Here is a 23,372-nt window from a genome sequence, read left to right on the forward strand (position 1 = left end):
GGACTCAGAACACCGTTTTGACGCTCAACATGACCTTGCGCGGCGCCCCGGGGGTGTAGAACCCGCGGTACAGCGCATCGGCATACCGCTTGTCGGTCAGGTTGGTGACGTTGAGCTTGACCGTGGTCCGCTCGTCGACCGTGTACTCCACCATGCCGTCCCAGACGGTGAACGACGGCGCCACATAGGTGCGCTGGCCCTCGGGGTTTTGGGCGCCCCGGTGCGTCCACCCGATGCCGACGCGCCATTGGGGGGCGAGGCGATAGGTGGTCCAGGCGCTCAGGCTGTGACGGGGGGTGAGGGCGGGGCGGTCGCCCTCGACCTGGGCGCCGGTGCCGTTGGCCGACAAGGCCTGGTTGCTGCGGTCGATGCGCGCGCTCGGAATCCAGGTGTGGTTGTAAAACACCTCCCAATTCGGGGTCAGGCGCCCCGCCGCGCTGATTTCCACCCCGGTGGCGTGGCGTTTGCCCGACAGCAGCATTTGCTGGGCGGCGCTGTCGGGGTCGGTGTTGCGCTCGTTGAATTTTTCCGCGCGGAACAGCGCGACGCCCAGGCTGGCGCGCTGCTGGAAGAGCTCCCACTTGGCGCCGATTTCGGCGTTGCGGCTCTTTTCGGGCGGGGTGTTGGCCAGCTTGGCGTTGCTGCCACCGGGGGCGAAGGTGCCCAGGGCAAACTGGTAGGTGTCCCCCGAGGTGTTGTACGACTGGCCCAGCGACACGTAGTAGGACGCCGTCTCGCTCGGTTGGTACAGCGCGCCGATGCGCGGGCTCCACAGGTTTTCGGTGACCGATCCGGTGTTGCCCGCGGTGTCGCGGTAGGTCGCGCGGAAGCGGTCGAAGCGCAGCCCGCCCACCAGCTTCCAGTGCGGCGTCAAGGCCACCACATCCTGGACATACAGACCCAGGCTGTCGGCGTCGAAGGTGTTGAGCGGGGGCGCACCCCGGGTGTCGGCCCGCCAGGCGCCGTCGTTGGGTGTGCCCACCGTGGTGCCCAGGCCGGAGGCGGCGCCGCCAAAGCTGTTGTTGCGCCGCGCATCCTCGACGGTCAGATCGACCCCCGCCGTCAGGTGATGGGCCAGCCCCCCAGCCTGGAAGCGGTGGCTGTAGTCGCTTTGGATCTGGGTGATGTCGCTTTGGCCATAGCGCCCTTTGGGATTGCGGTTGAGCCGCGTGGCGTCCGTGGGCGGGTTGGCGAGCGAAACCGCCTGTCCCCCTGGCTGCTGCGCGGCGGGGGCGAAGGCGATGGCGCTCACCCACAGGTCGCGCTCGTAGCGGCCATGGCGCACGGTGGTGCGCAGCTCCTCCTGCGGGCCGAAGCGGTGGGTGTGGGTCAGGGTGAGCGCCGTTTGTTCGGTAGTTTGGTAATCACTGGCCAATCCATAGTAGTTTTTGGCGGGCAGCACCGGCACGATGGTTCGGGTGGGGTCGGTGGCGCTGCCCGTCAACAACCAGGGGTGGTTGTAGTTGGGGCGGCCCTCGGTCTGCAGGTGGTACAGGTCGATCTGGAACTCGTCGCGTCCGCCGATGCCGGTGCGCCAACTGGCGGCAAGGCCGCGGCGGTCGTCCTTCGCCCCCCAGTTGTCGCTGTTTTGGGCCATGGCATTCAGGCGCACCGCGCTGTCGGGGCCGAGGGGCCGGTTCAGATCGGCCTGTACGCGGCGGTGGCCGCCGCTGCCGAGCGTGAGTTCCGCCTCGTACCGGTCCATCAGGAACGGCTGCTTGGTGACCTGGTTGACCACGCCGCCGGTCGAGCCCTTGCCGAACAGCATCGACGCCGACCCTTTGAGTACCTCGACCCGTTCGGTCGCGAAGGTGTCGCGGGTGATGAGCTGGCCCTCGCGCAGGCCGTCGCGGTAGATGTCGCCCGCTTGTCCGAGCGAGAAGCCGCGCAGGCGCACATCCTCCTCTCCGGTTTCGCCGGCCAGGAAGGTCACGCCGGCGGTCGCCTTGAGCACCTCGCGAAAGTCGTCGAGGTTGCGGTCGTCCAGCAGTTGCTCGGTCATCACCGTCACATGCTGGGGGATGTCGCGCAGGGCTTGCTGGCCTTTGCCCAGCCGGGTGTCGGTGGCGCGCAGGGTGCTTTTGGCGCGGATTTCGGCCGGGTCGCCCGCATCGCGCACGGTGACGGTGTCCAGGCTGCCGGCCACGCCTTCGCTGGCGGGCATGGCGGTCTGGGCGGCGGCCTGCAGACCGCTGGCGAGCAGCAGCGCGCCCAGCGGCAGCGCGGCCGTGCTGCGCGCAGGGGTGGGCGGGGTGGCGCGGCGGGGAGCGAGCGAGGGGTGTGTAGGGTAAGTGGGGCGGGAGCGTGGCATGGTGGTCAAACGACGGAGCGTGTGATGCGCAAGCGTGGAAGGGATGGCGGTGGAAAGGTGCCGCAAGCGACGCAACACATTATACGCAAATGAGAACGATTCGTAATAACAAAAACAAAAGTAACTATCCAACGAATAAACACTATCAATCGTGTAAAACGATTGTCATGAACTATGATATGCTCGTTTTCACGGAGCCGAGCCACCCGCGCAGGCGGTCCCCGCCGGCTCCGGTCGAATCCGTTTTTCAACCACGAAAGGAAAGCAGCATGTCGCTGATCAACACCCAAGTCCCCGCGTTCAAGGCCCAGGCCTTCCACAACGGCAAGTTCATCGAAGTCACCGAGCAGTCCCTCAAGGGCAAGTGGTCGGTCCTGATCTTCATGCCGGCGGCCTTCACCTTCAACTGCCCGACCGAGGTGGAAGACGCCGCCGACAACTACGCCGAGTTCCAGAAGCTGGGCGCCGAGGTCTACATCGTGACCACGGACACCCACTTCTCGCACAAGGTGTGGCACGAGATCAGCCCGGCCGTGGGCAAGGCCAAGTTCCCGCTGGTGGGCGACCCCACGCACCAACTGACCCGCGCTTTCGGCGTGCACATCGAGGAAGAAGGCCTGGCCCTGCGCGGCACCTTCGTGATCAACCCGGAGGGGGTGATCAAGACCGCCGAGATCCACGACAACGCCATCGCGCGCGACGTCAAGGAAACGCTGCGCAAGCTCAAGGCCGCCAAGTACGTGGCCGAGCACCCGGGCGAAGTCTGCCCGGCCAAGTGGAACGAGGGCGCCAAGACCATCGCCCCGTCGCTGGATCTGGTCGGCAAGATCTGATCCCGACGGTCTGAACCGTCCCTGCGGTCCGGCTTCCCCGCCGGACCGCCCGTCGGCCCCTGGCGCCCATGGGCTTGGGCCGGACGGTCGGACGCTGCCCCAGTCATCCCGTCCATTCCCGGAGAACCCCATGCTCGACGATCAACTGCAATCCCAACTTCAGGCCTATCTGACGCGTGTCAGCCAGCCGTTCGAGCTGGTGGCCTCGCTCGATGACTCGGCCAGCGCCCGTGAGCTGGAGCAACTGCTGCGCACCATCGCCCGGCTGTCCGACGGCAAGATCACCGTGCGCACCGACGGCACCGATGCGCGCCGTCCGTCCTTTGCCATCCGCCGGCCGGATGGCGCGCAGGACCTGACCTTTGCCGCCATCCCGCTGGGGCATGAATTCACCTCGCTGGTGCTGGCATTGCTGTGGACCGGCGGGCACCCGCCCAAGGTCGCGCCCGAGGTGCTGGACCAGGTGCGCGCCCTCGACGGGGAGTACCGCTTCGAGGTCTACATGTCGCTGTCGTGCCACAACTGCCCGGACGTGGTGCAGGCGCTCAGCCTGATGGCCATCCTCAACCCCCGCGTGCACACCACCGTCATCGACGGCGCCCTGTTCCAGGCCGAAGTCGAGCAGCGCAACGTGATGGCCGTGCCGCTGGTCTTGCTCAACGGCGAGGTGTTCGTCTCCGGCCGCACGTCGCTGGAGGAGATCGTCGCCAAGCTCGACACGGGCTCGGCGGCGCGCGCCGCGGCCCAGTTGTCGGCCAAAGATCCATTCGACGTGCTGATCGTCGGGGGTGGCCCGGCCGGTGCCGCCGCCGCTGTCTACGCCGCGCGCAAGGGCATTCGCACGGGCATCGTGGCCGAGCGCTTCGGCGGGCAGGTGAACGACACGCTGGCGATCGAGAACTACATCTCGGTCCTGGAAACCGACGGCCCGAAGTTTGCCGCCGCGCTGGAAGCGCAGGTGCGCCACTACGAGGTGGACCTGATGAACGGCCAGCCGGTCGCGGCGCTGTTGCCCGCCGAAGCGGTGGGCGGCTACGTCGGGGTGCAACTGGCCAACGGGGCCGAGCTGCGCGCCCGCAGCGTGATCCTGGCCACGGGTGCGCGCTGGCGCAACCTGAACGTGCCCGGCGAAGCCGAGTACAAAAACCGCGGCGTGGCCTATTGCCCGCACTGCGACGGCCCGCTGTTCAAGGGCAAGCGCGTGGCGGTGATCGGCGGTGGCAATTCCGGCGTCGAGGCGGCGATCGACCTGGCCGGCATCGTCGCGCATGTGACGCTGTTGGAGTTTGCCGATCAGCTCAAGGCCGACGCGGTGCTGGTCAGCAAGCTCAAGAGCCTGCCCAATGTGACCGTGCTGACCCAGGCCCAGACCCTGGCGGTGGAAGGCGATGGCCAGAAGGTGACCGGCCTGCGCTGGCGCGACCGCGCCAGCGGGGCGGAGCAGTCCCTGGCGCTGGAGGGTGTGTTCGTGCAGATCGGGTTGGTGCCCAACACCGAGTGGCTGGACGGCGTGGTCGAGCGCAACCGCTTTGGCGAAATCGTGGTCGACGCCAAGGGTCACACCAATGTGCCCGGCGTGTTTGCCGCGGGCGACTGCACGACGGTGCCGTACAAGCAAATCGTCATCGCGGCGGGCGAAGGGGCCAAGGCAGCGCTGTCCGCCTTCGATTACCTGATCCGCACCCCGGCGCCGCAGGCGGAGCCCGCGGCGGTCTGATGGGCCAGAACCCACATGCGGGCGGCGCTTGGCGCCGCCCGTTTCACTTCATGTCGTTGGCGATGAGCTGCGCGATGCGCTGCGCGGTGGCAGAGCGGTCCGGCTGGCCGTTGCTGTCCAGCACGACCACCGTGGCACGCTCGCCGGTGGCGGTGACGCGGATGCGGTAGCGCGTCGGCCCGCTTTGCGCCGCGCTGGAACTGCCAAACCAGCCGGTGATGCGGCCCAGGAAGCCGCGCTCTTGCGTCTGCGGATTCTCGTCCGGCGGCACATAGCGCACGAAGTATGTCCCCTCGGCGCGGTTGCGGTCTTCCACGGTGAAGCCGCTGCGGTCCAGCGCCAGCCCCACGCGGCGCCAGGCCCGGTCGAAGTTTTCGTCGATGACGACCGTCGGCTGGCCATCGACCGTTTCGATGCGCGCGATCACCGGCCGCGCGCCCGCCGCGACGGCGGCCTTGGACTGCTCCTGGCTCACGCCCAGCTTGACCATCAGGCGGCGCAGAAACTCGGCCTCCAGCTCCGGGTCGGCGGGGCGGGTCTGCCAGACGGTGTTGTCTTTGCGCTCGGTGGTGTAGACCTCGACCATGCCGCGGTGGCTGATGAAGATTTCGCTGCCGCCTGCGGCGTTGCGCTCCACGCGGGTGCGGAATTTGTCGCGCTCCCCGGTCGAGTACAGGTTGTCGAACAGCTTGCCGATGGTCGAGCGGATGATGTCCTGCGGGATCTTGGCGCGGTTTTCGGCCCAGTCCGTCTCCATCAGGCCCAGTTGCGGCTGGTCCAGCGTGAGCAGAAAGCCGTTTTCCTGCCAGAAGTCGCGCAGCGCAGGCCACAGGTCGTCGGGCGCGCGGTCCACGACCAGCCAGCGTTGGTTGCCCGCCCGTTCGATGCGGACATCGCCGATTTGCGCGGGGGCGGCGGTGCCGGTGGGTCGGGCGGCGGCCGTGGCCTCATAGCCCGACGCGGTGACCGACGCCCCGGGCAGCGCATAGCGCGAATCGCGCGCCAGTTGCGTCAGGTCCGGCGGGACTTCCAGGCGGTTGATCTGTTTGGCGCTCTTGTAGTCGATGCGGTCTTCCTCCAGCACCGAGCAGCCGCTGGCGAGCAGCGCCGCCAGGGCCAGGGGCGCGAGCCGCCACGCGGTGGAGGGGCGGGGGCGGTGGGATGCGGGCATGTCGATTCCCTTGGCGTGCGATGGGGCGTGTTCGTCAGATCAGACCGGCGGCGCGCAAAGCCGCCTCGACGGCGGGCTGGTGCGGGGCCGACAGCGGCGTCATCGGCAGGCGCAGTGTCGGGCCGCACAGGCCCATGCGCGCCATGGCCCACTTGACGGGGATGGGGTTGGCCTCGACGAAGAGCTGCTTGTGCAGCGGCAGCAGTTGCATCTGGATGCGCATGGCGGTGCGGGCGTCGCCCGCGATCGCGGCCATGCACAGCTCGTGCATGAGGCGTGGGGCGACGTTGGCGGTGACGCTGACGTTGCCCTGGCCCCCGCACAGCATCAGCGCCACGGCCGTGGCGTCATCGCCCGAGTAGAGGGCGAAGTCGGCGGGCTTTTCCCGAATCAGCCACTGGGCGCGTTCGATGTTGCCCGTGGCCTCCTTGATGCCGACGATGCCCGGCACCTCGGCCAGGCGCAGCACCGTCTCGGGCTGCAGATCGGCCACGGTACGGCCCGGCACGTTGTACAGGATGATGGGCAGGTCGCCGGTGGCCTCGGCAATCGCCTTGAAGTGCTGGAACAGGCCCTCCTGCGTGGGTTTGTTGTAGTAGGGCACGACCTGCAACTGGCAGTCGGCGCCCACCCGGCGGGCAAACTCGGCCAGCGCGATCGCCTCGCGCGTGGAATTGGCGCCGCAGCCGGCCATGATGGGCCGCCGCCCGGCGGCCTGCTCCACGGCGACGCGGATGATTTCGCAGTGCTCCTCGACGCTGACCGTGGGCGACTCGCCGGTGGTGCCGACCACGCCGATGCAGTCGGTGCCCTGATCGATGTGCCAGTCGATGAGCTTGCGCAGGGTGTCGTAGTCGACGCGGCCGTCCTCATGCATGGGGGTGACGAGGGCGACGATGCTGCCGGTGATGGGCTTCATGGCGTGTGCGCAAATCCAGTGTTGGGTCCAGCGGACATTCTAACCAGCGGCTCGGGCGGTGCTCGCCGGGTCAGAGCGGGTAGCGCGGCGGCGCGGCGTTCGCGGCCGGTGCCTCGCGCACGGCCGCGATGCGCTGCACGAAGCGGTCGGGCCGGCTCAGAAAGCCATCCTCGTAGGCGATCACGCGCAGCTCGGCACAGGCGCGCAGCAGTTCGCCCGGGGCCAGCAGAAAATCGGGACGCGATGGCTTGCCGACGGTTTCGTTGCCCTGGGCGAAGGTCTCGTACAGCAGCACGCCGCCGGGTGCGACCGCCTGCACGATGTGCGGCAGCAGGGGGCGCCAGAGGTAGTTGGTCACGACCACTGCGTCAAAACGCTCCTGCGCCAGGGGCCAGGGGGCGCCCTCCAGGTCGGCGGCGAGCGGGCGCAGCGCCGCGCCCAGGTCGGCGAGTGAGGCCAATGCCGCCGTGTCGCGGTCCACCGCGGTGACGTGCCAGCCCCGCGCGACCAGCCAGCGCACATGGCGCCCGTGGCCGCAGGCCAGATCCAGAGCGCGCCGTGGGCCCCCGTCCGGTGCGCGGGACTGCAACAGCGCCTCGAAGCGGGTGATCCAGGGTGAGGGGGGCAAGTCGGCGTGCGGCATGGTCAAAAGCAACTCCAGAGCCGATCCGCCAGCGTGAGCAGAAAGTCCGGCTCCAGGTACCAGGCGAACACCGCGGCACACGCGCCCAGGGCCACCCCCCAGCCGGCCAGGTGCAGGACCGGGCGCAAGACCGGACGCGATTGGGGCGACGGGGCAGCGAAGGACATGGCAGGGGCGGGTCCTTGAAGTGAAAACGGTCGAGCGGAGGCCTTGGGTGCGCTGGGGCCGCGAGCGGTCACGGAGTGGCCGGCCCGGTCATACGCACCGGCCCGCGGCGGATCGGTGCCTCTTGGATGGGCCAGTTGACGACGGCGGCAAAAAGACCCAGCGCGATGGAGATCCACCACACGATATCGTAGCTGCCCGTGCGGTCGTAGAGCAAGCCGCCCAGCCACACCCCCATGAAGCTGCCCACCTGGTGGCTGAAGAACACGAAGCCCCCGAGCATCGACAGGTGCGCGACACCAAAGATTTGCGCCACGATGGCATTGGTCGGCGGTACCGTGGACAGCCACAGCAGCCCCATGGCGGCGGCGAAGGCGTACACGCTCCAAGGCGTTAGCGGCGCGGCCAGAAACAGCGCGATCGCGATCGAGCGCATCAAATAGATGCCGGCGAGGATTTTGCGCTTGGCCAGCCGCTGCCCCAGCACGCCCGCCGCATAGGTGCCAAACACATTGAACAGGCCGATCAGCGCCAGTGCCGTGGACGCCACCTGCGGCGACAGGCCGTGGTCCTTTAGGTAGCTGGGCATGTGCACCCCGATGAACACCACCTGAAAGCCGCAGACGAAATAGCCCGCCATCAACAGCTGGAAGCTGCGGTAGCCGAAGGCCTCGCGCAGCGCCTGGCCGATCGTCTGTTCGCGCGCGGCCCCGCGCGCCCCGCCGGCAAAGTCCGGCTCCCGCAAGCCCCAGGCCAGGGGGCCGATCGCGAGCACGGCGCCGGCGAGCACCAGCAGCGCGTCCTGCCAGCCGAAGGCGGCGATCAGCCAGCCTTCCACCGGCACCATCAAAAACTGCCCGAACGACCCGGCTGCGGCCGCCAGCCCCATGGCCCAGGAGCGCCGCTCGGCCGGGATTTGGCGCCCGATGACGCCGTAAATGATGGCGTAGGTCGTGCCCGCCTGGGCCGCACCGATCAACACCCCGGTGGTCAACGCAAACACCAGCGTCGAGGTGGCGAGTGCCATGCCCGCCAGACCCATTGCGTACAGCAGCGCGCCGCCCAGCAACACCCGGTAGGCCCCAAAGCGGTCTGCCAGCATGCCGGCAAAAATGCCGAACACCCCCCAGGCCAGGTTTTGCACCGCCATCGCGAAGGCAAAGGTTTCGCGCGTCCAGCCTTGTGCCTGGGTGATGGGTTGCAGCCACAGCCCAAAGCCGTGGCGGATGCCCATGGAAAAGGTCACGATGAGGGCGCCGCACAGCAGGACCTGGGCGGCGGAGAGTCGGCGGACAGCGGTCATCCGCGAACTGTAGCGGATGGTCGTGCTCCCCGCGCGGGGGCATCGATGGCCGGGTGGGGCGGATGGGTTGGGGCGGGTTGCGCGGCCATGCGCAGACCGAATCTGAGGTGGAGGGCCCAAGTCCTTGAACCACCGGGGGTGTTCGGCCTTGTCCCAAGTTGCTGTGGATAACTTTGTGGGTAAGGCGTGATCACGCGGGGCAAAGCCACGTCCGGCAAGGGCTTGAACAGATTGCCCAATTTTTAATCAGCCTTAAAACATCAAATAAAACAATGGCTTGAATGATTTCCCGAGTGCGCTGCAGCGCAACCACGGGGAGTGGCCGCGCAGCCAAGGCCGGTCCGGCGGCGGGCGCCGTGTGTGCAAAACACAGACCGCCCCGGGCTGTCAAGCCCCCCGCGGGGCCGGGACCGAGCCGCGCCGGAATGGGCGCTCGCCCGGGCGAGCGGGTCCGTACAATCCGCCGCCATGTCCGCCTCCACCACCGTGCCGGGCGCTGCGCCCGGCTATGCCGAGAGTTCGATCCGGGTGCTCAAAGGGCTGGAGCCCGTCAAGCAGCGCCCGGGCATGTACACCCGCACCGACAATCCGCTGCACATCGTGCAGGAGGTGATCGACAACGCCGCCGACGAGGCGCTGGCGGGTTTTGGCCGGCGCATCCGTGTGACGCTGCATGCGGATGGCTCCGTCAGTGTGGAAGACGACGGGCGCGGCATCCCCCACGGCCTGCACCCCGAGGAAGGGGCGCCGGTGCTGGAGCTGGTGTTCACCCGGCTGCACGCGGGGGGCAAGTTCGACAAGGGGCAGGGCGGGGCGTACAGCTTTTCGGGCGGGCTGCACGGCGTGGGGGTGAGCGTGACCAATGCGCTGGCCAGCCGGCTGGAGGTGACGAGTCACCGCGAAGGGCATGTGGCGCGCCTGGTGTTTGCCGGCGGTGACGTGGTGGAGCCGCTGGTGCGCCGGCCGCTCGAGGCCGGCGAGCGCCGCCAGGGGACCACGGTGCGCGTCTGGCCCGATGCGCGCTACTTCGATCAGGTCACCCTGCCGCTGGGGGAGCTGACGCATTTGCTGCGCAGCAAGGCGGTGCTGATGCCGGGGGTTACCGTGACGCTGGTCAACGAGCGCACGCGCGAGACCCAGACCTGGCAGTACAAGGGCGGCTTGAGCGACTACCTGCAGCAGACGCTGGCGGCCGATCCGCTGATCCCGCTGTTCGAGGGTGAGGGGTATGCCGAAGCGGGGCATGAGAGCTTTGCCGAGGGAGAGGGTGCGGCCTGGGCGGTGGCCTTCACCGAGGAGGGGCCGCTGGTGCGCGAGAGCTATGTCAACCTGATCCCCACCCCGGCCGGGGGCACGCACGACAGCGGCCTGCGCGAGGGGCTGTTCCAGGCCGTGCGCAGCTTCATCGAACTGCACGCCCTGTGTCCCAAGGGCGTGAAGCTGCTGCCCGAGGATGTGTTTGCCCGCGCCAGTTATGTGTTGAGCGCGCGGGTGCTGGACCCGCAATTCCAGGGCCAGATCAAGGAGCGGCTCAACTCCCGCGATGCGCTGCGGATGGTGGCGGCCTATGTGCGCCCCGCGCTGGAGCTGTGGTTGCACCAGCACGTCGAGCACGGCAAGCGGTTGGCGGAGCTGGTCATTCGCGCCGCGCAAAGCCGCCAGAAGGCCGCGCAGAAGGTGGAAAAGCGCAAAGGCTCCGGGGTGGCGGTGCTGCCCGGCAAGCTGACCGACTGCGAAAGCCGCGACCTGTCGCGCAACGAGCTGTTTTTGGTCGAGGGCGACAGCGCCGGCGGCAGCGCCAAGATGGGGCGCGACAAGGCGTCGCAGGCCGTTCTGCCGCTGCGCGGCAAGCTGCTCAACACCTGGGAGGTGGAGCGCGACCGGCTGTTTGCCAATGCCGAGATCCATGACATCGCGGTGGCCATCGGGGTCGATCCCCACGGCCCCGACGATGCGGTGGACCTGAGCGGCCTGCGCTACGGCAAGATTTGCATCCTGAGTGATGCGGACGTGGACGGTTCGCACATCCAGGTGTTGCTGCTGACCCTGTTTTTCCGGCACTTTCCCCGCCTGATCGAGGCGGGACACGTTTATGTCGCGCGGCCCCCGCTGTACCGGGTGGATGTGCCCGCGCGCGGCAAAAAGCCCGCCAGCAAACACTACGCGCTGGATGAGGGGGAACTGGCGGCGATCCTGGACAAATGCGCCAAGGAGGGGGTGCCGCGGGAGAAGTGCCAGATCAGCCGCTTCAAAGGCCTGGGCGAAATGAGCGCCGAACAACTCTGGGACACGACGCTCAACCCCGACACGCGCCGCCTGCAGCCCGTGACGTTGGGGGGCCTGGATGCCGCGGCGACCGCGGCGCGCCTGAACCGCTTGATGGGCAAGGCCGAGGCCGCCGCCCGCCGCGAGCTGATGGAGCAGTGGGGCGATGCGGTGGAGGTGGACGTCTGATCCACCCCACCAGCCATCCCAGATCGGACCTTCAGGGATCGCGCCGCAGCAGCACCACGCCGCCGCGCTGGTAGATCACGGTGTGCGGCACATCCGGCAGGCGGTCGAGCCGGGTGAGGGCCCACTCGCCCGGCTCCGGCAGGCGCTTGGGGGTGATCGACTGGGCATAGACGCTGAAGCTGGGCGCGTCGAAGCGCCACAGCACCGCCGGCGCCTGGGCCTGGTGCGCAAGGCGGCCCGCGTGGCGCACGGCGCCCTGCAGCACATCGCCAAACCACGGCGCCACCAGGGCGCCGAGCAGCAGGGCCTGCATGGCCGCCAGCGCCTGCAGCCGCCGCCAGACGGGCCAGCGCCGCTGCAGCGCCACTACGATGCCCGCGATCAAAACCGCCCAGGCCACGGGTGCATACAAGGCGGGGGCCAGATCCCGGGCCAGCGCGAGCTGGGCGCGGTAGTAGGGGTTGCCGGTGCGCAGCCCGGCTTCGTGCAGCAGGGCGGGCAGGTGCGGCCACAGCGCCAGCAGGGCCACGGGCACGATCAACCAGGCGCCACGCAGCGCGGGCAGGCGCAGCGCCAGCAGAATCATCAACGGGGTGGAGCCGTAGAGCACATAGTGTGGTAGCTTGGTTCCGGACAGGCTGAAGAACACCAGCACGAATCCACACCACAGCCACAGGTAGCGCGTCAGCGGCGTCTGGACATCGGGTTTGATCTGCCGCAGCACGGCGGGCAGGGCTGCACTCCACGGCAGCAGCAGCAGCGGCAGGGCGATCAGGTAATACAGCCAACCCCCGCTGTGCCCCTCCAGCGTACCGGTGAAGCGCTGGACGTTGTGGCGCAGGATGAAGCCGTCCACGAACGCCTGCCCATGGGTCAGCAGCATCGCGGCATACCACGGGGCCGCCACGGCCAGGAGCAGCAGCCAGCCCCGCATGTCGAATGCGATGCGCCGCCAGGTGGACCCGTCGCGCGTCAGCAGGGTGTATAGGGTGCCTGCTGCGGCGGGGATCAGCACGGCCACCGGCCCCTTGGTCAGCAGCCCCAGCCCCACCCAGAAATACACCCGCAGCAGATCCGGCCGTTGCCCTCGCTCCAGATAGCGCCACAGATCCAGGCAGGCCAGCGTCAGCCACAGGTTGAGCAGGGCATCGGCCGTGGCGGCGCGCGCCATGATCCACGGCCCCAGGGCCGTCGCCACGATCCACAGGGCGCGCTCTGCCGCCGCTGCGTCCGCGCGCTCGCGCACGAAGCGCCAGACCGCCCAGCCCCACCCCATCGCCGCCAGGGCGGACGGCAGACGCAAAGCCCATTCGTGCAGGCCCAGCACCGCGACCGACAGCGCCTGGAGCCAATAGATCAGAATCGGTTTGTCGTACCGCGGCACGCCGTTGAGCCAGGCCGACAGCCAGTCGCCGTTGACCAGCATCTCCCGCGTCGCTTCGGAAAACGCCCCTTCGTCCACATCGAACAATGGCGGCGTGCCCAGCCCAGTGAGCCATGTCGCCAGGGGCACCAGCCAAAGCATCCAGCGCATTCCTGCGATCACTCCATTTCTCTCAGTCGCCGCAGCGGCACGCCTGTCGAGGCGCGGCGCAGCCAGATCCGCCGCGCCGCCGCGACCAGCGCGACCCCGACGACCAAGCCGCCGAGGGCGTGGGCCAGCGGTTCGACGGTGGCGGGCACGGTACGCCACCACAACCCCAGACCGAGCACGCCGGCTGCGCCGATTTCCCAACGGCGCAGCGCATCCCCCGGGTGCGGTCCCCAGCGCCCGGCGGCGAGGACGGCCACGGCGGCACAAAGCCACCCCAACAATGCCCCTACGGCAACGTCCAGAGGCCAATGTGCCCCGACGCCGACCCGCGACAGGCCGATGGCGAACGCCAACGGCAGCGACATCGCCGCGGCCATCCCGCGCTGCGGGGGGCGAGTCGTCAATATCCAGCAGGCCGCGAGTGTAAAGGCCGTGACCGTGTGTCCCGACGGAAAACTGCCCTGCCTGAGCACGTCGCCGATGATGTGGAGGGCTTCAGGGGGCAAGACGGCGGCGGGTCGGGGAGCTGCCGCCAGCGCCTTGATGCCATGCAGGGTCAGTGTGGCGGGCGCGATGCTCCACAACAGGGCGGGGGACGCGCGGCGGTGGCCAGTCGCGATGGCAGCCGCCAGAAACAGCGCCAAGGCGAAATGTGTGTCGCCCAGCCAAGTCAACCACCACCACAGCAGATCCGGGGCGGCGCGCGTCAACCGCTGCACACCGGCCAACGCATCGACGGGTGGGGTGAGCATCAAACCTGCGATCACGAGCAAGCACAACCCTGGCAGGCGCCAGAACCAGGCGCTGCGGAACATCGATGCAAAGGAAGAGGCTGTCGGCGGGGTATGCATGGCGAGACATGCAGTCGAAAAGCCGACAGATTGCCGGCACTGCGTGAAAATGCGGTGTCGGCGGGCGCGGGTGTGTCGCCAAGGACGGCGCCAGCCCGGCCGGCCGGTCGAACGATTAAACGCCCGCTGGGCTTAACGAGGCCTTAACCCCCAACGCCCTGGGGACACGCTTCCAGCGTGTCGGTTGGACCGCAGGCCGCGCGAGCAGGAGATTGAAGGATTGCGCATCCTGATCGTCGAAGACGACACCGCCATTGCCGAGGGCGTGGCCGCGCTGCTGCGCGCGCAGGGGCATGGTTGCGATGTCTGCGCGACCTTGGCCTGCGCCAGCCGTGCGCTGCAGGCGGAGCCGTTCGACCTGGTGCTGCTGGACCGCGGATTGCCGGACGGTGACGGCATCGATTGGCTGCGCGCGCGGCGCGCGGCCGGGCTGCATGCGCCGGTGCTGGTGCTGACCGCCCGCGACGCATTGGCCGACCGCGTGGCGGGGCTGGACAGCGGGGCGGATGACTACCTGGTCAAGCCGTTTGCACCGGAGGAGCTGCTGGCGCGCATGCGCGTGGCGCTGCGCCGCAGCGCCGGGCAGGCCGAGGCGGTGTTGCGCCATGGCGCGCTGCGGGTCGACCCGGCCGCGCGCGCGGTGTGGCGCGACGGTCAGCCGGTGGCGCTGCGCGCCAAGGAGTTTGCATTGCTGTGGGCGCTGCTGCGCGCCCGCGGCCGTGTGTTGACGCGCGCGCAGCTCGAGCAGGCGCTGTACGGCTTCGACGACACGGTGGAGAGCAACGCGCTGGAGGTGTATGTGCACCACCTGCGGCGCAAGCTCGGCGAGGACCTGATCCAGACCGTGCGCGGGGTCGGCTACACCATCCCGCCTCGGGCGGAGGGGGACGATGGCCACGGCTGAACGCGCCCCCCGGCTGGCATGGCGGCTGCTGGCATGGACCTTGGCCACGCTGCTGGGGGTGTGGCTGGTGCTCGTGGCCAGCGCCTATCAGACCGCGGTTCATGAGGCGAAGGAGATCAGCGACGGGCAATTGACGGCCGCTGCGCGCTTGCTGTTGACCGCTCCGGTACAAGGCCCGGTTCCCACAGTGGATGCGGCGGCGCTGCCGGTGCGGGCGGAGCCGCGCTATGCGCCCGAGCTGCATGTGGTGGTCTGGGAGAGCGGGGCGCTGCGCTGGGATCCGCAAGCCTGGGCAGCGCGGTTGCCGCCGTCGCTGCCCGAGGGCTATCACACGCTGGTGTTGCCGCTTGCGGGCGAGGTGCGCACGTGGCGCTGGTTCGTCGCCGGGCATGGCGCGCGCCGGGTGGCCGTTGGGTTGGATGTCAGCCGCCATGCGGAGCTGGGGCGCGACGTGGCCGAGCACCTGGTGCGGCCGGCGGTGGTGTTGCTGCCGCTGGTCGCGCTGCTGCTGGGGTGGGCGATCCGGCGCGGGCTGGCGCCTCTGTCGGCGCTGGCCGAGGCCCTGCAGCGCTTCGATGCCGATACCGCGCGTGGCCTGCCCCCGGCACAGCGCTACGACGAATTGCAGCGCGTGCAGCGGGCGCTGCAGGCGCTGGTCGAGCGGCTGCACGCGCTGTGGCAGCGCGAGCGGCGCTTCACCTCCGACGTCGCGCACGAGCTGCGCTCGCCGCTGACGGCACTGGTGTGGCAGGCGCGGTTGGCGCGGCTGCAGGTGGGCACGCCCGCCGGCGAGGCGGCCCTGCAGACGGTGGAGCGCGAGGCGCTGCGCGCCGGCGAGATCCTGACCCAGCTGCTGGCGCTGGCGCGTGCCGACGCCCCGGGCGGCGAGGCCGCGCAGCCGGTGGCGCTGCACGCGCTGGCGCAAGAGGTAGCGCAGGAGTGCGCCACGGCGATGGGCGGCGGGCGTACCCCGCCCGAGGTGCAGGGGCCGCCGACCGTCGTCCGCGGCCGGCCGACGCTGCTGCGGCTGGCGCTGCGCAACCTGGTCGACAACGCGCTGCGCCACACCCCGGCGCAGGCACGGGTGGCGGTGCGCGTCGGCCCGCGCACCGACGGGGCGGTGGCGGTCGAGGTGCTGGACGAGGGCGGCGGCCGCGGCGAGGCACCCGCCGACCGCGGCGGCCTGGGTCTGGGGTTGACGCTGGTGCAGCGCATCGCCGAGCACGAGGGGGCGCGGCTGGAGCGGCTGGCAAGTCCTTCGCCGCCGTGGGCCACCGGCTACGCGCTGGTGTGGCCCTCGGCGCCGACCGGACCCGAGACCGGTGCCGCGTCGCGGTGACCCCGTCCGCCGCCGCGGATCGGGGGTTTAAGGCTGCGCTAATCCTGGGGTGTCATCGTGCGCGGCCATGAGAGGCATCCGCACGGGAATACGAATGGCAGACGGCGCCGAGGGCTCGACCGCGGCGGACAGCGCGGCCGGCTGGCACCCCTTGGCGGCGCTCGCCCTGCTGGCCGGCTGGCTGGCCACGGTCGGCAACGTGCCGCTGTGGTCGGCGGTGTGGCCGGTGCAGGGGCCGCTGGGCGCGCGTGGCTGGGCCGTGGCGCTCGCGTGGGCGCTGGTGCTGGCGCTGGTCAACCTGGCGGTGCTGGCGTGGCTGGCCGTCGGGCCGCTGCGCCGACCGGTGGGGGTGGCGCTGCTGGCGCTGGCGGGGGGGGCGAGCTACTTCATGCTGGCCTACGGCATCGTCGTCGATGCGTCGATGGCGGCCAACGTGTTCCAGACCGACCTGCGCGAGGCGCGCGACCTGCTGACCCCGGGCCTGCTGGTCGCGCTGGCGCTGGGCGTGGCGCTGCCGGGATGGCTGTGGTGGCGCCTGCCGGTGCGGCGGTGGCCGGCGCGCCGTGCGGTGCTGGTTCGCGTCGGCGTTGGCGCGGCGGCGCTGGGGCTGGCCGTCGCCCTGCTGTGGTTGACGTTTCAGGATCTGGCGGCGCTGATGCGCAACGACCGCGCGCTGCGCTACCTGATCAATCCCTACAACAGCGTCTACGCCGCGCTGCGCCACGGCGTGGGCCAGCGGGCGCTCGCGTCCGAGCCGCCGCAGCCCATCGGCCTGGACGTACAGCCGCTGCCCGCAGCGGCCCGCGAGGACGAGGCGCCGCTGGTGGTGTTGGTGGTCGGCGAGACGGCGCGCGCGGCCAACTGGGGCTTGAACGGCTACGCGCGCGACACCACGCCGCGCCTGCGCGCGCTCATCCAGCAGGGGCAGCCGATCGTGTCGTTCGCCGCCGTCACCTCGTGCGGCACCAACACGCAGACGTCGGTGCCCTGCCTGTTCGCGCCGGGGGGGCGGGCGCGCTGGAACCCCTCGCGCGCGCAGGAAAACCTGCTCGACCTGCTGCAGCGCGCGGGGCTGGCGGTGACGTGGCTGGACAACCAGTCCGGCTGCAAGGGCGTGTGCGCGCGCGTGCCGTCGCGCCAGACCGACCATCTGCAGGTCCCGGGCCTGTGCCGTGGCGACGAATGCCACGACGAAATCCTGCTGCGCGAGCTGCCCGGCGCGCTGCAGGCCTTGCCCGAGCCTGCCCGCCAGGTCGGCACGCTCGCGGTGCTGCATCAGATGGGCAGCCACGGGCCGGCCTACTTCAAGCGCACGCCGGCGGCGTTCAAACGCTTCCAGCCGGAGTGCACGACGGCGCAGCTGCAGGCGTGCGAGCCGGCGCACATCGTCAACGCCTACGACAACACGCTGCTCTACACCGACCATGTGCTGGCGGAGCTGATCGGCTGGCTGGCGCAGCGGCGCGGCCCTACGGCGCTGCTGTACGTCTCCGACCACGGGGAGTCGCTCGGCGAGGGCGGGCTGTACCTGCACGGCATGCCGTATGCCGTGGCCCCGCGCGAGCAGAAGGATGTTCCGATGCTGCTGTGGGCCAACGGCGGCATGCAGCGGCGCCTGGGGCTGGATTGGGCCTGCCTGCAGCGGCGCGCGCAGGAGCCGTCCTCCCACGACCATGTGTTCCACACCGTCGCGGGGCTGTTCGGCGTGCGCAGCGCGGTATTGGACGCCGAGCGCGATCTGCTGGCGGCGTGCCGCCGCGCGGGCTGATCGACCGTCAGCCGCGCCACCAGGTCCACAGCGCCGCGCCCCAGACCCCGCCGGCAAACAGCAGGGACAGCAGCACGGCGGCGCTGCCCAGGTCCTTGGCGCGCTTGGACAGGGCATGCCATTCGGGGCCCACGCGGTCCACGACCGATTCGACCGCGGTGTTGAGCAGCTCCACCACCATGAGCAGCATCACCGAGCCGACGAGCAGGGCGATCTGAACCCAGTCCCGGCCCAGCCAAAAGGCGGCGGGCACCAGGACTGCGGCCAAGAGCACTTCCTGCCGGAAGGCCGGCTCGTGCCAGCCGGCTTGGAGCCCATCGAGGGAGTGGCCCGCGGCGTGCCAGAGTCGGGCCACCCCCCGGCGCTTGGGGACAACGGGCGGGGACATGGGCGGGCGACGACTCACGCGGGCCGGTGCAGGGCGCACAGTTTGTTGCCGTCCGGGTCGCGCACATATGCCAGGTAGAGCGTGCCGCTGGGCCCGTGGCGCGGGCCGGGCGGGGCCTCGATGGAGGTGCCACCGTGGGCCACGGCCACGTCGTGAAAGCGTTGCACCTGCTCGGGCGATTCGCATCTGAAGCCGATCGTCCCGCCGTTGGCGTACGTGGCGGGTTCGCCATTGATCGGTTGCGACACCCCGAAAGTGCCGCCCCCGTGGCGGTAGAACACCCGCTCATGACCGCTGGCGGCGGTGTTGCGGACGCCCGCGGGGGCCCCCAGCACGCCCAAGACGGCGTCGTAGAAGCGTTTGGCTCGGTCGATGTCGTTGGTGCCCACCATCACATGGCTGAACATATCGGAGGTCTCCTGTCGAAAAAGGGAATGACGCTGTCGCCCGCTATTGTCGGCCCCCCCCCGCGCACCGCGCGACGCGGGGCGGGGGAAAGGCCCCGGGGCGAGCGACAATCCGCACATGAGTCTAGACGTGTTGCCCCCTTCCGACCGGTCGCCCGCCGAGCCGGTGGTCGACCCCGACAGCCTGGCCGCGTACGCCCAACGCGCCTACCTGGAGTACGCTTTGAGCGTGGTGAAAGGCCGCGCGCTGCCCGATGTGTGCGACGGCCAAAAGCCCGTGCAGCGGCGCATCCTGTACGCGATGCAGCGCATGGGGCTGGGCTACAGCGGCCCGAATGCCAACACGCCCGCCAAGCCGGTCAAGAGCGCCCGCGTGGTGGGGGATGTGCTCGGCCGCTTCCACCCCCACGGCGACCAGGCCGCCTACGACGCGCTGGTGCGCATGGCGCAGGACTTCGCGCAGCGCTATCCACTCATCGACGGGCAGGGCAACTTCGGCAGCCGCGACGGCGACGGCGCTGCCGCCATGCGCTACACCGAAGCGCGCTTGAGCCGCATCAGCACCCTGCTGCTGGACGAGATCGACCAAGGCACGGTGGATTGGGTGCCCAATTACGACGGCTCCACCGAGGAGCCACGCCAGTTGCCGGCCCGGTTGCCGTTCGTGCTGCTCAACGGCGCCAGCGGCATTGCCGTGGGCATGGCCACCGAGATCCCCAGCCACAACCTGCGCGAAGTGGCCGACGCCTGCGTGGCGCTGGTCAAAAACCCGCAACTGTCCGACGACGACCTGTTCGCCCTGCTGCCGGGGCCGGACTACCCCGGTGGCGGCCAGATCATCAGCCCGACCGCCGACATCCACGACGCCTACCGCAGCGGCCGCGGCAGCCTGAAGGTGCGCGCGCGCTGGAAGATCGAAGACCTGGCCCGCGGCCAGTGGCAGCTGGTGGTGACGGAGCTTCCGCCCGGCGTCAGCGCGCAGAAGGTGTTGGAGGAAATCGAAGACATCACCAACCCCAAGGTCAAGGCCGGCAAGAAGGCGCTGACGCAGGAGCAGACGCAGCTCAAGGCCAGCCTGCTGGCGGTGCTGGACGGGGTGCGCGACGAGTCCAGCAAAGAATCGCCCGTGCGCCTGGTGTTCGAGCCCAAGAGCAGCCGCATCGAACAGCAGGAGCTGATCACCGCGCTGCTGGCCCACACCAGCCTGGAAACGTCGGCCCCCATCAACCTGACCATGGTGGGCCTGGACGGCAAGCCCGTGCCCAAGAGCTTGCGGCAGATGCTGGAGGAGTGGATTGCCTTCCGCCAGACGACCATCACCCGCCGCTCACGCCACCGGCTGGACAAGGTGCTGGACCGCATCCACATTCTCGAAGGGCGGCAGATCGTGCTGCTCCATATCGACGAGGTGATTGCCATCATCCGCGCCAGCGACGAGCCCAAGGCCGCGCTGATCGCGCGCTTTGCCTTGAGCGACCGGCAGGCCGAGGACATTCTGGAAATCCGCTTGCGCCAGTTGGCGCGGCTGGAAGCCATCAAGATCGAGCAGGAACTCAAAGAGCTTCGCGAAGAGCAGGGCAAGCTGGAAGACATTCTGGCCAACCCGGCCAGCCTGCGCCGCTTGATGGTCAAAGAGATCGAGGCCGACGCCAAGACCTTTGGCGACGAGCGCCGCACGCTGATCCAGGCCGAGAAGAAGGCCGTGGCCGAGATCAAGGTGGTGGACGAGCCGGTGACGGTGGTGGTGTCGGCCAAAGGCTGGGTGCGCGCGCGCACCGGCCACGGGCACGACGCCGCGGGCTTTGCCTTCAAGGCGGGCGACGGCCTGTATGGCACCTTCGAGTGCCGCACCGTGGATACGCTCATCGTGCTGGGCAGCAATGGCCGCGTGTACAGCGTGCCGGTGGCCAGCCTGCCGGGCGCGCGCGGCGACGGCCAGCCCATTACCACGCTGATCGACCTGGAGCCAGGCACGCAGCCGGTGCATTACCTGGCGGGGCCCGCGTCGTCCATGTGGCTGCTCAGCGGCTCGGGCGGTTATGGCTTCCTGGCCACGGTGGAGGACATGACGAGCCGCTTGAAGGGCGGCAAGGCCTTCGTCACCCTGAACGAGGGCGAGACCGTGTGCCGCCCCGCGCTGGTCAGCGGTGGCATGGTGGTGCGGCTGGCCGCCCCGGACGGCAGCGTGCTCGCCCCGCCCACGGCCCCGGAGGGCGGGGACGCCCAGGCCGCGCTGGCCCCGGCCACCCAGGTGTGTTGCGTCTCCAGCGGTGGGCGCATCCTCACCTTCGATCTGAGCGACCTCAAGCACCAGCCCAAAGGCGGGCGTGGCCTCATGCTCATGGGGCTGGAGGGCAAAGACACCCTGGCCGGCGCCGTGGCCTACCTGCGCAGCGTGCGCATCGACGGTGTGGGGCGGGGTGGCAAATGGCGGGATGAGGTGCTGGAAATCCGCAGCCTCAACAATGCCCGCGCCGCCCGTGGCCGCAAAGGGCGCGATGCCAGCTTCGGCTTCAAGCCCCTGCAGGTGTGGCGCGTGCTGTGAAGGGCCCTGGGGACCGGCTGCTTTGACGATAATGCGGCCGTCACGCGCCCAGCGTGGGGAGACGGCCCGCCATGAAAGCAGAACTGTACCGGCCCCTGGACGAAGCGGAGTACCTCCGCCTCGAAGCCCGCAGCCCCGTGCGCCACGAATACGTGGCCGGGCAGATCTACGCCATGACCGGCGCGTCGCTGCGGCACAACATCATCGCAGGCAATGTCTACACGCTGTTGCGCCACCACTTGCGCGGCAGCCCGTGCCGCACGTTCATGGCGGATGCCAAGCTGCGCGTGGCCAAGCAGCAGAGCATCTACTACCCCGATGTGATGGTGACCTGCCACCCGCAGCACCAGCAGGTCGGCAGCGAGGATTTTCTGGTCGAATCACCGCGCCTGGTGGTGGAGGTGCTATCCGAATCCACCGCCGCCACCGACCGGCGCGAGAAGCTGATGGCCTACCGCACCCTGCCCAGCTTGCAGGAATATGTGTTGATCGCGCAGGACGAGGCGCTGATCGAAATCTACCGGCGCCAGGGCGACATCGGCTGGCAGCGTATCACCTTGACGCCGGGCGATCCGGTGGAGTGGAACAGTGTGGAGCTGACCACGGACTTTGCCACCATCTACGAGGAAAGCGGGCTGGCCCTGCCGCCGCCCGCTTGAGCCGATCGGCGAGGCGGGCCGTCAGGCCAGTTCGGCCATCAGCTCGATTTCGACGCACGCGCCGAAGGGCAGTTGCGCCACGCCAAAGGCGCTGCGCGCGTGCGCGCCGATCTCCGGGCCGAACACCTGCCCCAACAGCTCGGAGCAACCGTTGGTCACCAGGTGGTGCTCGGTGAACGTGTTGGTGGAGTTGACGAGGCTGAGCACCTTGACGATGCGCTTGATGCCATCGAGGTCGGTGCCCGCGGCCACGCAAGCGGCGTGCAGCGTGCCCAGCAGGTCCACGGCCACGGCGCGGGCGGCGGCCTTGCCTTCTTCGGTGGTCATGGTCAGGCCCAGTTGACCCACCCAGGGCTTGCCGTCGCGCTTGGCGATGTGGCCGCTGAGCAGCACCAGCTTGCCGGTGTGCACGAACGGCACATAAGCGGCCGCGGGCGTCGCCACGGCGGGCAGTTGGATGTCGAGGGCTTGCAAACGATCGTAAACGCTCATGATGTGGGGGCTCCGTGAAGGGCTTGCATTCTAGTCAGCCGGCGCCCGGCGCGGCCCAGTCGAGCGCCGCCCATTCCTGCGGAGGCGCGACGGTGACGGCCACGCGCAGCGCGTGCGCGCCACCGCCCTGGATCACTCCCCGCAGCGGTGAGACGTCGCCGTAATCGCGGCCCGTGGCGACGGTGACATAGCCCTCGTCGGGCCGGTCGCAGCCCCAGCGCCGGTTGGTCGGGTCGAGGTCGAACCAGCGTTCGCCCCAGGGCACCCCAACCCAGGCGTGGGATGCATCGGCCCCCACCAGGCGGGGCTGGCCCGGCGGCGGCTGGGTCAGCAGATAGCCGCTGACGTACCGTGCGGGCAGGCCCAGCGCGCGCAACGCAGCGATCAGCACATGGGCGAAGTCCTGACACACCCCGCGACGCTGGCGAAACGCCGCCAGCAGCGGCGTGTGCACCTCGGTACTCGCCGGGGCGTAGGCCAGATCCGCGTGCAGCCGGGCGGTCAGATCGCGGCAGCCCGCAAGCCACCCACCGCCCGGGGGGAAACTGGCCCGGGCGTAGGCGATCAGGTCGGTATCGACCAGCGCCTCGCGGGGAATGTGGGGGGAGGCGTAAACGAACTCCGCCTCCGGGCGATACGGCGCCCCCGCCCGGTAGCGCAGCCGGTCGCGCACCTGCTCCCAGGGCTCGTCGGTCTGGGGTTGCTCCGGCGCCTGGGTGTCGACCACGGACTCGGCCACGACCTCGAGGGCCGTGTGCGGCCGGTCGATGGCAAACAGCGTGCGCCGATTGCCGTAGACGTCCACCTCCTGCGTTTGATAGGCCGGTGTGGGGTCGACGGTCAAGCGGTGGGAGACGATCCGCTGGCCGGCCGCGTCACGCGGGTGCAGGATGGCGATGTGGTGGGACGACACCACCGGGCTGTGGTAGCGGTACTGGGTGTGGTGGCGGATGTGCAGGCGCATGGCAG

At 69.7% G+C, this 23,372-nt stretch carries 20 protein-coding genes; 8 read left to right on the top strand and 12 right to left on the bottom strand.

Going from position 1 to position 23,372, the window contains the following annotated elements:
* Positions 1-4 precede the first annotated feature (4 nt).
* Entirely contained in the window at positions 5-2,311 is a 2,307-nt protein-coding gene (locus tag Tfont_RS03575; protein WP_143968412.1) for a TonB-dependent receptor, read from the bottom strand.
* Positions 2,312-2,580: 269 nt separating this feature from the next.
* Between Tfont_RS03575 and ahpC the strand changes: the two genes are divergently transcribed.
* Positions 2,581-3,144, top strand: a complete 564-nt coding sequence (ahpC, locus tag Tfont_RS03580; protein WP_143968413.1) for an alkyl hydroperoxide reductase subunit C — start codon at positions 2,581-2,583, stop codon at positions 3,142-3,144.
* Positions 3,145-3,274: 130 nt separating this feature from the next.
* Positions 3,275-4,861, top strand: coding sequence for an alkyl hydroperoxide reductase subunit F (gene ahpF, locus Tfont_RS03585; RefSeq protein ID WP_143968414.1), 1,587 nt, complete (start codon positions 3,275-3,277; stop codon positions 4,859-4,861).
* Positions 4,862-4,904: 43 nt separating this feature from the next.
* On the opposite strand, the gene bamC is transcribed toward ahpF, so the two are convergent.
* The 5 genes from bamC to Tfont_RS03605 all read right to left on the bottom strand — a co-directional run bounded on the left by bamC (position 4,905) and on the right by Tfont_RS03605 (position 9,062).
* The gene (gene bamC, locus Tfont_RS03590; RefSeq protein WP_068610811.1) at positions 4,905-6,032 is read right to left on the bottom strand and encodes an outer membrane protein assembly factor BamC; all 1,128 of its coding nucleotides are present in this window, start codon (positions 6,030-6,032) and stop codon (positions 4,905-4,907) included.
* Positions 6,033-6,066: 34 nt separating this feature from the next.
* Positions 6,067-6,951 (bottom strand): 4-hydroxy-tetrahydrodipicolinate synthase, encoded by an 885-nt coding sequence (dapA, locus tag Tfont_RS03595; protein WP_068610810.1) that lies wholly within the window; start codon positions 6,949-6,951, stop codon positions 6,067-6,069.
* Positions 6,952-7,021: 70 nt separating this feature from the next.
* Entirely contained in the window at positions 7,022-7,594 is a 573-nt protein-coding gene (locus Tfont_RS03600; RefSeq protein ID WP_068610808.1) for a class I SAM-dependent methyltransferase, read from the bottom strand.
* Positions 7,595-7,596: 2 nt separating this feature from the next.
* Complete coding sequence (locus tag Tfont_RS14480) at positions 7,597-7,761, bottom strand: hypothetical protein (protein ID WP_185974469.1); 165 nt, start codon at positions 7,759-7,761, stop codon at positions 7,597-7,599.
* A 68-nt stretch (positions 7,762-7,829) separates the two neighbouring features.
* Positions 7,830-9,062, bottom strand: a complete 1,233-nt coding sequence (locus tag Tfont_RS03605) for an MFS transporter (RefSeq protein ID WP_068610806.1) — start codon at positions 9,060-9,062, stop codon at positions 7,830-7,832.
* 468 nt (positions 9,063-9,530) lie between these two features.
* On the opposite strand from Tfont_RS03605, the gene Tfont_RS03610 reads away from it, so the two are divergent.
* Positions 9,531-11,516 (top strand): DNA topoisomerase IV subunit B, encoded by a 1,986-nt coding sequence (locus Tfont_RS03610; protein ID WP_143968415.1) that lies wholly within the window; start codon positions 9,531-9,533, stop codon positions 11,514-11,516.
* A gap of 31 nt (positions 11,517-11,547) precedes the next feature.
* Here the strand turns inward: Tfont_RS03610 and Tfont_RS03615 are convergent, their stop codons facing one another.
* Both Tfont_RS03615 and Tfont_RS03620 read right to left on the bottom strand, forming a co-directional pair.
* Positions 11,548-13,050, bottom strand: a complete 1,503-nt coding sequence (locus Tfont_RS03615) for an ArnT family glycosyltransferase (protein WP_143968416.1) — start codon at positions 13,048-13,050, stop codon at positions 11,548-11,550.
* 8 nt (positions 13,051-13,058) lie between these two features.
* Positions 13,059-13,802 carry a phosphatase PAP2 family protein gene (locus Tfont_RS03620; protein WP_185974462.1) on the bottom strand — a complete coding sequence of 248 codons (744 nt, stop codon included), beginning with the start codon at positions 13,800-13,802 and terminating at the stop codon, positions 13,059-13,061.
* A gap of 319 nt (positions 13,803-14,121) precedes the next feature.
* Here Tfont_RS03620 and Tfont_RS03625 point away from each other — a divergent pair, with 319 nt between their 5' ends.
* The 3 genes from Tfont_RS03625 (at position 14,122) to Tfont_RS03635 (ending at position 17,912) form a co-directional block, all read left to right on the top strand.
* Positions 14,122-14,805 (top strand): winged helix-turn-helix domain-containing protein, encoded by a 684-nt coding sequence (locus Tfont_RS03625; protein ID WP_143968469.1) that lies wholly within the window; start codon positions 14,122-14,124, stop codon positions 14,803-14,805.
* Positions 14,792-16,144 carry an ATP-binding protein gene (locus Tfont_RS03630; protein ID WP_143968418.1) on the top strand — a complete coding sequence of 451 codons (1,353 nt, stop codon included), beginning with the start codon at positions 14,792-14,794 and terminating at the stop codon, positions 16,142-16,144. Before Tfont_RS03625 ends, Tfont_RS03630 begins: the two co-directional genes overlap by 14 nt.
* Before the next feature lie 94 nt (positions 16,145-16,238).
* Positions 16,239-17,912: a phosphoethanolamine transferase gene (locus Tfont_RS03635; protein ID WP_082955577.1), complete on the top strand. Its 1,674-nt coding sequence runs from the start codon at positions 16,239-16,241 to the stop codon at positions 17,910-17,912.
* A 7-nt stretch (positions 17,913-17,919) separates the two neighbouring features.
* Here Tfont_RS03635 and Tfont_RS03640 read toward each other — a convergent pair whose 3' ends face one another.
* Together Tfont_RS03640 and Tfont_RS03645 are read right to left on the bottom strand one after the other, a co-directional pair.
* Complete coding sequence (locus tag Tfont_RS03640) at positions 17,920-18,300, bottom strand: diacylglycerol kinase (protein WP_068610792.1); 381 nt, start codon at positions 18,298-18,300, stop codon at positions 17,920-17,922.
* Between the two features lie 14 nt (positions 18,301-18,314).
* Positions 18,315-18,707: a VOC family protein gene (locus Tfont_RS03645; RefSeq protein ID WP_143968419.1), complete on the bottom strand. Its 393-nt coding sequence runs from the start codon at positions 18,705-18,707 to the stop codon at positions 18,315-18,317.
* Between the two features lie 118 nt (positions 18,708-18,825).
* Between Tfont_RS03645 and parC the strand changes: the two genes are divergently transcribed.
* Both parC and Tfont_RS03655 read left to right on the top strand, forming a co-directional pair.
* Positions 18,826-21,252: a DNA topoisomerase IV subunit A gene (gene parC, locus Tfont_RS03650; RefSeq protein WP_143968420.1), complete on the top strand. Its 2,427-nt coding sequence runs from the start codon at positions 18,826-18,828 to the stop codon at positions 21,250-21,252.
* A 71-nt stretch (positions 21,253-21,323) separates the two neighbouring features.
* Positions 21,324-21,911: a Uma2 family endonuclease gene (locus Tfont_RS03655; protein ID WP_068610788.1), complete on the top strand. Its 588-nt coding sequence runs from the start codon at positions 21,324-21,326 to the stop codon at positions 21,909-21,911.
* A 21-nt stretch (positions 21,912-21,932) separates the two neighbouring features.
* Here the strand turns inward: Tfont_RS03655 and Tfont_RS03660 are convergent, their stop codons facing one another.
* A complete protein-coding gene (locus Tfont_RS03660) occupies positions 21,933-22,403 on the bottom strand; it encodes a RidA family protein (RefSeq protein WP_143968421.1) in 471 nt (156 codons plus the stop codon).
* A gap of 34 nt (positions 22,404-22,437) precedes the next feature.
* Positions 22,438-23,367, bottom strand: a complete 930-nt coding sequence (locus Tfont_RS03665; RefSeq protein ID WP_143968422.1) for a transglutaminase family protein — start codon at positions 23,365-23,367, stop codon at positions 22,438-22,440.
* Between the last annotated feature and the right edge of the window lie 5 nt (positions 23,368-23,372).

The sequence above is a fragment of the Tepidimonas fonticaldi genome, assembly GCF_007556755.1.
Taxonomy (GTDB): Bacteria; Pseudomonadota; Gammaproteobacteria; order Burkholderiales; family Burkholderiaceae_C; genus Tepidimonas; species Tepidimonas fonticaldi.

What these genes read in the sequence shown, in the direction of transcription:
- Tfont_RS03575 (WP_143968412.1), bottom strand. Translation starts at nt 2,311, where the DNA reads ATGCCACGCTCCCGCCCCACTTACCCTACACACCCCTCGCTCGCTCCC.
- ahpC (WP_143968413.1), top strand. Translation starts at nt 2,581, where the DNA reads ATGTCGCTGATCAACACCCAAGTCCCCGCGTTCAAGGCCCAGGCCTTC.
- ahpF (WP_143968414.1), top strand. Translation starts at nt 3,275, where the DNA reads ATGCTCGACGATCAACTGCAATCCCAACTTCAGGCCTATCTGACGCGT.
- bamC (WP_068610811.1), bottom strand. Translation starts at nt 6,032, where the DNA reads ATGCCCGCATCCCACCGCCCCCGCCCCTCCACCGCGTGGCGGCTCGCG.
- dapA (WP_068610810.1), bottom strand. Translation starts at nt 6,951, where the DNA reads ATGAAGCCCATCACCGGCAGCATCGTCGCCCTCGTCACCCCCATGCAT.
- Tfont_RS03600 (WP_068610808.1), bottom strand. Translation starts at nt 7,594, where the DNA reads ATGCCGCACGCCGACTTGCCCCCCTCACCCTGGATCACCCGCTTCGAG.
- Tfont_RS14480 (WP_185974469.1), bottom strand. Translation starts at nt 7,761, where the DNA reads ATGTCCTTCGCTGCCCCGTCGCCCCAATCGCGTCCGGTCTTGCGCCCG.
- Tfont_RS03605 (WP_068610806.1), bottom strand. Translation starts at nt 9,062, where the DNA reads ATGACCGCTGTCCGCCGACTCTCCGCCGCCCAGGTCCTGCTGTGCGGC.
- Tfont_RS03610 (WP_143968415.1), top strand. Translation starts at nt 9,531, where the DNA reads ATGTCCGCCTCCACCACCGTGCCGGGCGCTGCGCCCGGCTATGCCGAG.
- Tfont_RS03615 (WP_143968416.1), bottom strand. Translation starts at nt 13,050, where the DNA reads ATGCGCTGGATGCTTTGGCTGGTGCCCCTGGCGACATGGCTCACTGGG.
- Tfont_RS03620 (WP_185974462.1), bottom strand. Translation starts at nt 13,802, where the DNA reads ATGCTCACCCCACCCGTCGATGCGTTGGCCGGTGTGCAGCGGTTGACG.
- Tfont_RS03630 (WP_143968418.1), top strand. Translation starts at nt 14,792, where the DNA reads ATGGCCACGGCTGAACGCGCCCCCCGGCTGGCATGGCGGCTGCTGGCA.
- Tfont_RS03635 (WP_082955577.1), top strand. Translation starts at nt 16,239, where the DNA reads ATGGCAGACGGCGCCGAGGGCTCGACCGCGGCGGACAGCGCGGCCGGC.
- Tfont_RS03640 (WP_068610792.1), bottom strand. Translation starts at nt 18,300, where the DNA reads ATGTCCCCGCCCGTTGTCCCCAAGCGCCGGGGGGTGGCCCGACTCTGG.
- Tfont_RS03645 (WP_143968419.1), bottom strand. Translation starts at nt 18,707, where the DNA reads ATGTTCAGCCATGTGATGGTGGGCACCAACGACATCGACCGAGCCAAA.
- parC (WP_143968420.1), top strand. Translation starts at nt 18,826, where the DNA reads ATGAGTCTAGACGTGTTGCCCCCTTCCGACCGGTCGCCCGCCGAGCCG.
- Tfont_RS03655 (WP_068610788.1), top strand. Translation starts at nt 21,324, where the DNA reads ATGAAAGCAGAACTGTACCGGCCCCTGGACGAAGCGGAGTACCTCCGC.
- Tfont_RS03660 (WP_143968421.1), bottom strand. Translation starts at nt 22,403, where the DNA reads ATGAGCGTTTACGATCGTTTGCAAGCCCTCGACATCCAACTGCCCGCC.
- Tfont_RS03665 (WP_143968422.1), bottom strand. Translation starts at nt 23,367, where the DNA reads ATGCGCCTGCACATCCGCCACCACACCCAGTACCGCTACCACAGCCCG.